We start from the raw sequence: 7,299 nt of genomic DNA, 5'->3' as shown, positions 1-7,299 counted from the left end.
AATCTCCGACATGACCGCCTCCCTAATGGATTATGACGATCCCACCTTGGCACATCCGATGCCATCGGGGGGGCGGTTACATCATCAGCGCCACGCTTGCTGAGGCATTCAAATTAGCAGCGTGAACTAAACAGAAACGGCTGGATCGTTACAGTGTTGTGCAACACAGTCCGCCCGGAACGGAAAAGCCGGCATGGCTCGGTGCTTTATGAAGCAGGCCGCCCCGGGTGGGGCGGCCTGCTGGGTTAATGTGCAGTCTCAGCGGTTTCGGGTGTCCGGGTTTTCCGGCCTCCGAAGAGGCGGTCGATCAGCACGAAGAAGACCGGGACGAAGAAGATCCCCAGAAGCGTGCCCGAGATCGTCCCGAAGAGCGTCGCATAGCCGATGGCGTGGCGTGCACCGGCACCGGCGCCGGAGGAATAGACCAGCGGTGCCACACCGATCCCGAAGGCGAGCGAGGTCATCAGGATCGGGCGGAACCGCAGTTTTGCTGCCTGATAGGCCGCTTCACGCGCGCTTTCGCCCAGACGCTGCATCCGCTCACGGGCAAATTCGACGATCATGATGCCGTTTTTGCCGGTCAGACCGATCACCGTCAGCATGCCGACCTGGAAGTAGACGCCGTTCTGCTGCCCGCCGATCCAGGCTCCGATCAGCGTGCCAAGCACACCGACCGGCATCGCAAGAATGACCGATACCGGGATCGCCCAGCTCTCATAAAGCGCTGCAAGGCAGAGGAACACGGCGGCGATGGCAAGGAAGTAGAGCAGCATTGCGCCGTCTCCGGCCTCTTTCTCCTCAAGCGACATGCCCGACCACTGCAGCGAGAATCCCGGAGGCAGCTGGCTGGCCAGGCGCTCCATCTCTTCCATGGCTTCGCCGGTTGAGACACCCGGCGCAGGGGAGCCCTGAAGCTCCATAGCCGGAAGGGCGTCATAGCGCACGACCTGCTGGGCACCATAGACCCACTCCTGGGTGGCAAAGGTCGAAAGCGACACAAACTCACCCTTCGAGTTCGGAATCCGCCACAGGGCGAAATCCTCGGGGCTGGTGCGGGCCCAGGGCTCGCCCTGAACATAGACCCGCTTCACGCGGCCTTCATAGAGAAAGTCGTTGATATAGGCCGAGGACCAGATGGTGCTCAGGTATTGGCCGACCTCAGCTGCCGTCAGACCCACCGCTCCGGCTTTCGCCCAGTCGATGTTCAGACGGAACTGCGCGGCATCTTCCACGCCGTTGGGACGCACGGCCATCAGCTTGTCGCTTTGTGCCGTGAGGCCCAGGAGCATGTTGCGGGCGTTCATCAGCTCTTCATGGGTCTGACCGGCGCGGGCCTGCAGGAAGGCCTGGAAGCCGTTGGAGTTGCCAAGCTCAAGAACGGCGGGCGGCACGATCGGAATGACCACCGCCTCTTTGATGCCACCCATCAGCGGCCCGAAGGCCCGGGCTGCAATCGCAGCCGCCGCATCTTCCGAGGCCGTCCGTTCGCTCCAGTCTTTCAGCTTCACGAACATCATCCCCATGTTCTGCCCTTCCCCCGCGAAGGAGAAGCCCAGAACCGAGAAGACGGATTCAATATTGTCGCCCTCAGCGCCCAGGTAGTAGTTCTGTACCTCTTCGGTGACCGCGCGGGTCTGCTCTGTCGTGGCACCCGAGGGGCCGACGATGATGGTCATCAGAACGCCCTGATCTTCGTCGGGCAGGAAGCTTTTGGGGGTATTGTTAAACAGCCCCACCATGCCGGCGATGAGACCGGCATAGACCAGAAGCGACAGAACCGGGTTCTTAATCACCGTTCTGACCAGACCGCCGTAGCCATTGGTCAGGCGGGTAAAGCGCGGCTCGAAAAAGCGGGCGTAGCGGCCCGGAACCGGCGAATGCGGCTTGAGCATGGTGGCACAGAGCGCCGGGGTGAAGATCACCGCAACCACAACCGAGAGCGCCATGGCCGCTACAATGGTAATGGCGAACTGTTTATAGATCTCACCGGTTGAGCCGCCGAAGAAGGCCATCGGCACAAAGACGGCAGAGAGCACCATGGCGATCCCCACCAGCGCGCCGGTGATCTCATCCATGGATTTTTTGGTCGCCTCTTTCGGGGAAAGATGCTCCTCAGCCATGATGCGTTCGACGTTTTCCACCACCACGATGGCGTCATCGACCAGAAGGCCGATGGCGAGAACCATGGCCAGCATGGTCAGCGTGTTGATCGAGAAGCCGAAGAACGCCATGACGCCGAAGGTGCCCAGCAGAACCACCGGAACAGCCATGGTCGGGATGATCGTTGCACGGAAGTTGTGCAGGAAGATCAGCATCACCAGGAAGACGAGGCCGATGGCCTCGATCAGCGTTGTGATCACCGCCTTGATCGAGATCGAGACGAAGGGCGTCGTGTCATAGGGGATCACATAGTCCATGCCCTCCGGCAGGTCTTTTGCGATCTCATCAAGGCGCGCCTTCACCAGTTCAGCCGTATCCAGCGCATTGGCTCCGGTCGCGAGCTGGATGGCCATACCGGCCGAAGGCGCGCCGTTGTAGAAGGCCGCAACCTCATACATCTCGGCCCCAAGCTCAACGCGGGCGACGTCGCGCAGCAGCACAAGGCCGCCGTCGGCATCGGCACGCAGCACGATCCGCTCAAAGTCTTCCGGGGTTTTCAGCAGCGACTGCGCGGTGATCGTGGCGTTCAGAAGCTGGCCTGCGGGCGCGGGCTGCGCGCCAAAGGCCCCGGCCGCGATCTGGGCGTTCTGGCCCTGAACGGCGGCAATGACCTGCGCAGGCGCCATGTCATAAGACGAGAGTTTCGTCGGATCGAGCCAGATGCGCATCGCATATTCCGACCCGAAGACCTGCACGCCGCCCACGCCCTTGATGCGCGAGAAGCTCTCGACGAGGTTTGAGGACATATAGTCCGCAAGTTCCACATCGGTGCGCGATTTGTCGGGCGAGATCAGCGAGACCACCATCAGGAAGCCGGTGGTTGATTTCGTCACCGTCACGCCCTGGCGGGTCACGACCTGGGGAAGGCTGGCGTTCGCCTGGGCCAGTTTGTTCTGCACCTGAACCTGCGCGGTATCGGGATCGGTCCCGAGTGCGAAGGTCAGCGTGATGGTCGCCCGCCCCGTCGAAGTGGTCGAGGAGTTGATATAGCGCAGCCCGTCAAGGCCGGTCATCTGCTTCTCGATGACCTGGACCACGGTGTCAGAAACCGTCTCAGCCGAGGCCCCCGGATAGACGGCGGTGATCACGACTGAGGGCGAGGCGATCTGCGGATATTGCGAGACCGGCAGCCGCATGATCGAAATCGCGCCGACCGCCATGATGATAATCGCGATGACCCATGCAAAGATGGGTCTGTCGATGAAAAAGCGGGCCATGGATCAGTCCCCTTTGGTTTCCGCAGGCGCATCCGCTGCGGGGGCGGCGGCACCGCCTTCGGGAACCGGGGTCACGGGGGCACCGGGTCCGGTTTTCTGGAAGCCGGAGGTGATGACCTGATCGCCGGCTTTCAGACCTTCCTGAATGACCCATTCATTGCCTGCGGTTCCGGCCACTTTGACCGGCCGCACGGCCACGGCACCGTTTTCGATCACCCAGACAGAGGTCGCACCGCTGCGGTCACGCAGCACCGCATTCTGCGGCACCAGCGCCGAGCCGCGCACGATGGCCTGGGGCAGATGCACTTCGACATACATGCCCGGCAGCAGGACGTGATCGGGGTTCGGATAGGTCATGCGCAGGGTGATCATGCCGGTGGTCGGCTCGACCTGGGGTTCTGCGGCGGACAGACGCCCTTTGACCGAATAGCTGGTGCCGTCCGAGAGGGTCATCTCGGCTTCACCGGTGTTTTGCATCTCGCGCCCCTCGGGGGTCGAGGTATAGCGCAGCAGATCAACGGCCGACTGGGTCACATCGACATGAACCGGGTCCAGCTGACGGATGGTGGCCAGGGGCGCGGGTTGCTGCGCCGCGACCAGAGCACCGATGGTGGCCTGCGACAGACCGACGACACCCGAGATCGGTGCGCGGATGGTGGTGCGCTCGAGATCGATCTCAGCGCTCATCAGACGGGCCTCAGCGGCCTGAAGACCGGCCTCTGCCGACTGGCGGCTGGCGACGGCGGCGTCGCGCCGCTGCGCCGAGCCTGCGTTATTGCCAAAAAGCTCAAGCGCGCGTTTTTCCTCGGTGATCGACAACTCATAGCTGGCTTTCGCCTGGGTCACTGCCGCGCGGGCTGCGGCCACGGCGGCACGGTAGCTGTCGTCTTCGATCTTAAAGAGGGGATCGCCCGCATTGATGACGCGGCCTTCTTCAAAAAGCTGCTCGCGGATGATGCCCGAGACCTGCGGACGGACTTCGGCCACGGTCGAGGCTTTGACCCGGCCCGGCAGGCGCGCGGTGATCTGGTGATCGGTGATCTCAACCGGAACAAAGCCGACCGGGGCGGGCGGCGGTGCGCCGCCCGGAGCACCCTGCGCGACGGCCTGAGCGGCTGCCAGCGGCAAAAGCAGCAGAAGCGTGGTCATCAGCGCTGTGACAGAGAGGGAGAAACGGGGGGTCCGGGGCCAGGACATCAGGCTACCTGCGAGATTTGGATCGGATGGAACCGGCCCGGATGATGTCTGCATCATCCGGGCCGGTGGAAATCTTGAAAGGGCGGGGACGGGAGATCCCCTGTTTATTGTGCGGCACCCGTGCCGCCCGCCGCCGCAAGGCTGAGCGAGATAAAGTTCAGCGCCCGGACACGCACCGCAGCGGCCAGGCCCTGCTGTGCATTCAGGTAGCTGCGTTCGGCATCCAGGACGTTCATGAAGGTGCCTTCGCCGATCGAGAAGTTCGTCTGTGCCAGTTCCACCGTCTTGCGTGAGGTCTCGACCAGACGCTGCCTCGTGCCGACGCTGCGCGCGTCACGATTGGCAGCAGCCAGAGCGGTCTCAACCTCTTCCACAGCCTTCAGCACGGCAGCCTTCCAGGCGATATGCGCCTGAGCCGCACGTGCCTCAGCGCCGCGCAGGTTGGCAATCAAAGCGCCGCCCCGGAAAATCGGAAGCGAAACAGTCGGCCCGAAGGACCAGGGCGTTACATTGCCACCCCCCGAGATATTAGTCGGCGTGACTGATCCGGCAAGGCTGACGACGGGCAGAAATTGCGTACGCGCAACGCCGATGTCGTAAACCGCAGCCTCATAAAGCTTTTCCTGCACGGCAACATCCGGGCGCGCGCGCAGAACATCGGCCGGAACGCCGACTGAGGGCCTGAAGCGCGGATTCGGCACCGCGCGGCCTTTGGTCAGCTGCGGGCGCAGCGCGGCACTGCGGCCTGCCACCAGGGTCGCGAGCTTTGCCAGCGACTGGTCAAAACCGATCTCATAGGCGGGGAGCTGTGCCTCTCCCTCAGCCACAAGCTGTTCGGCCTGCAGCACATCCATCTGTGCCGCATCGCCCAGATCAAATCGGGTGCGGGTGATCTCAAGCGACTTGCGCCGGCTCGCCAGCGAGCGGCGGGTCAGCGCCATGCTCTCCTGATAATACCGCAGATCGACATAGGCCGATGCCACCGCCCCCTCAATCACCAGGCGGGTGGCATCGGCAGTCAGGCGGCTGGCGTCGAGACGCGCAGCCGCCGCCTTGCGGGCGTTCGCATTGGCCCCGAAGAGGTCCAGCACCCACGAGACATTCAATCCGGCCGAGCTTGATTCCGAAATCGCGCCTGCGGCGTTTTCAGACCGCGTCGCCGATCCGCTGGCCCCAAGCGAGGGGAACGCGCCCGAGGCGGCCTGACCCGAGGCGGCTTCCGCGGCGCGGATCGCCTCAACGGCGTTCTGAACCGAGAGGTTGCGGGCGCGGGCAGCGCTGACCAGCTCGTTCAGCTGTGCATCGCGGAAGGCCTCAAACCAGGGCGCAGTGGAGGCGGTGCGGGGCGGTGCGGCATTGTCAAACGTCGCGCCGGTTTCGGTTTCATGGCTGCGAAAGGCAGCCGGCGCACATCCGGCCACAGCCAGAAGGGCTGTTCCCAGAAGAAAGCTGCGCCGCGGTAACTGCTCGGTGGCCTTGAGGCTTTTCATGGTTGTCCGCTTTATTTGGTCGCCCGATCCCGAAGGACGGACCCAAAGGGCGGGGCGGACGGTCAAAACCGCGCCGCGATATCGCGCCTCTCAGTCAGTCCGTCGGTCTGAGCCGTGTGGACCTTTTCTTACATTCATGTTTGTATGTAAAGTCACAAACGCCGGGAGAGCCCTTTGCGCCGCACCAAAGAAGATGCTGAGAAGACCCGGGCCGACATCCTTGATGCCGCCGAGCAACTCTTTGCAAATAAAGGCGTTCAGGCCGTCTCTCTCGATCAGATCGCCCGCGCGGCGGGGGTGACCCGGGGGGCGGTCTATTGGCATTTTCGTGATAAGCGTGACCTTCTGGCCGCATTGCGTGACCGCTATCGGCCACCGGAGGTGGACATCATGGAGGCGGCTCTGGCCAACCGGCTCGACGATGTTTTCGAGGTGCTCATTTCGCTGACCCATCCCTGCCTGACGACCTTTGCCGGCGAAGAAAGCCGGCAGCGCATGTTCCTGATCCTTGAGCAGACCCCCTCAGGGGACGGCCCCGGCCCGAACATCGAGGGCTTCGGGCTGATGGTGCGTCTGATGACCCGCGCACAGGAGAATGGCTATCTCGCCGGGGATCTGACGCCGGTGGAGGCGGCTTTGTCGCTGGTGGCGTTTTTCCGCGGGCTGCTGTTGGAATGGATGATCTCGGAACGCGCTTTTGATCTGCCCGAGACAGGCGCGCGGCTGATTGCACGCCATATCCGCAGTCTGCGCAGCATTCCGCAATAAACGCTTGCGGCGGTGCTGCGTGGCCGCCACCCTCCGCCCGATCTGACGGAGGCCGTTATGCTGCACCATTTGCCCGCCCGCCCTGACACCATCCTTTGGGGCCATCTTGATCCGAATGCCGCGCCGGTTCTGCGCATCACTCCCGGCGACAGCGTCGAGGTTGAGACGCTCTCAGGCGGGGCGCGCAATCTGCCGGCGGAGGGGCAGCCCGGCACGGCGCTGCCGTCGCATCTTGCGGTGATCGCGGCGAAATCGCCGGAGCTCGGTCCGCATATGCTGACGGGACCGATCCATATCGAGGGGGCAGAGCCTGGTGACCGGCTGATCGTTGAGATCGGGGAGATCCGCTTTGCTCAGGATTATGGCTGGAACGCCATTGAACCCGGCTTCGGGATGTTCCCGGATCTGGCTGAGAGCTATCAGAATCTGACCATCGCCATCGACCGCGCGCGCGGGCTTGCGCAACT

The 7,299-nt window shown here is 63.3% G+C and carries 5 protein-coding genes; 2 read left to right on the top strand and 3 right to left on the bottom strand.

The genetic code is table 11. The features are described from left to right. Window positions 1-245 precede the first annotated feature (245 nt). From EP867_RS18455 to EP867_RS18445, 3 genes are all read right to left on the bottom strand, one after another. Window positions 246-3,377, bottom strand: a complete 3,132-nt coding sequence (locus EP867_RS18455) for an efflux RND transporter permease subunit (protein ID WP_128490920.1) — start codon at window positions 3,375-3,377, stop codon at window positions 246-248. A gap of 3 nt (window positions 3,378-3,380) precedes the next feature. Further along, entirely contained in the window at window positions 3,381-4,574 is a 1,194-nt protein-coding gene (locus EP867_RS18450) for an efflux RND transporter periplasmic adaptor subunit (protein WP_241656969.1), read from the bottom strand. Window positions 4,575-4,678: 104 nt separating this feature from the next. After that, window positions 4,679-6,064 carry an efflux transporter outer membrane subunit gene (locus tag EP867_RS18445; protein WP_128490919.1) on the bottom strand — a complete coding sequence of 462 codons (1,386 nt, stop codon included), beginning with the start codon at window positions 6,062-6,064 and terminating at the stop codon, window positions 4,679-4,681. Window positions 6,065-6,238: 174 nt separating this feature from the next. Between EP867_RS18445 and EP867_RS18440 the strand changes: the two genes are divergently transcribed. Both EP867_RS18440 and EP867_RS18435 read left to right on the top strand, forming a co-directional pair. Next, window positions 6,239-6,832, top strand: a complete 594-nt coding sequence (locus EP867_RS18440) for a TetR family transcriptional regulator (protein WP_128490918.1) — start codon at window positions 6,239-6,241, stop codon at window positions 6,830-6,832. A 57-nt stretch (window positions 6,833-6,889) separates the two neighbouring features. Beyond that, window positions 6,890-7,299: acetamidase/formamidase family protein (locus tag EP867_RS18435; protein WP_174722357.1), on the top strand; the 410-nt coding region annotated here is incomplete at its 3' end.

Source organism: Falsigemmobacter intermedius, from assembly GCF_004054105.1.
GTDB lineage: Bacteria > Pseudomonadota > Alphaproteobacteria > Rhodobacterales > Rhodobacteraceae > Wagnerdoeblera > Wagnerdoeblera intermedia.
The sequence above is the reverse complement of the archived record's forward strand: the minus strand, read 5'-3'. Positions and strand labels throughout refer to the sequence as shown.

Bases quoted from the DNA above. Each gene is read 5' to 3' on its own strand.
- EP867_RS18455 (WP_128490920.1), bottom strand. From the start codon at position 3,377: ATGGCCCGCTTTTTCATCGACAGACCCATCTTTGCATGGGTCATCGCG.
- EP867_RS18450 (WP_241656969.1), bottom strand. From the start codon at position 4,574: ATGTCCTGGCCCCGGACCCCCCGTTTCTCCCTCTCTGTCACAGCGCTG.
- EP867_RS18445 (WP_128490919.1), bottom strand. From the start codon at position 6,064: ATGAAAAGCCTCAAGGCCACCGAGCAGTTACCGCGGCGCAGCTTTCTT.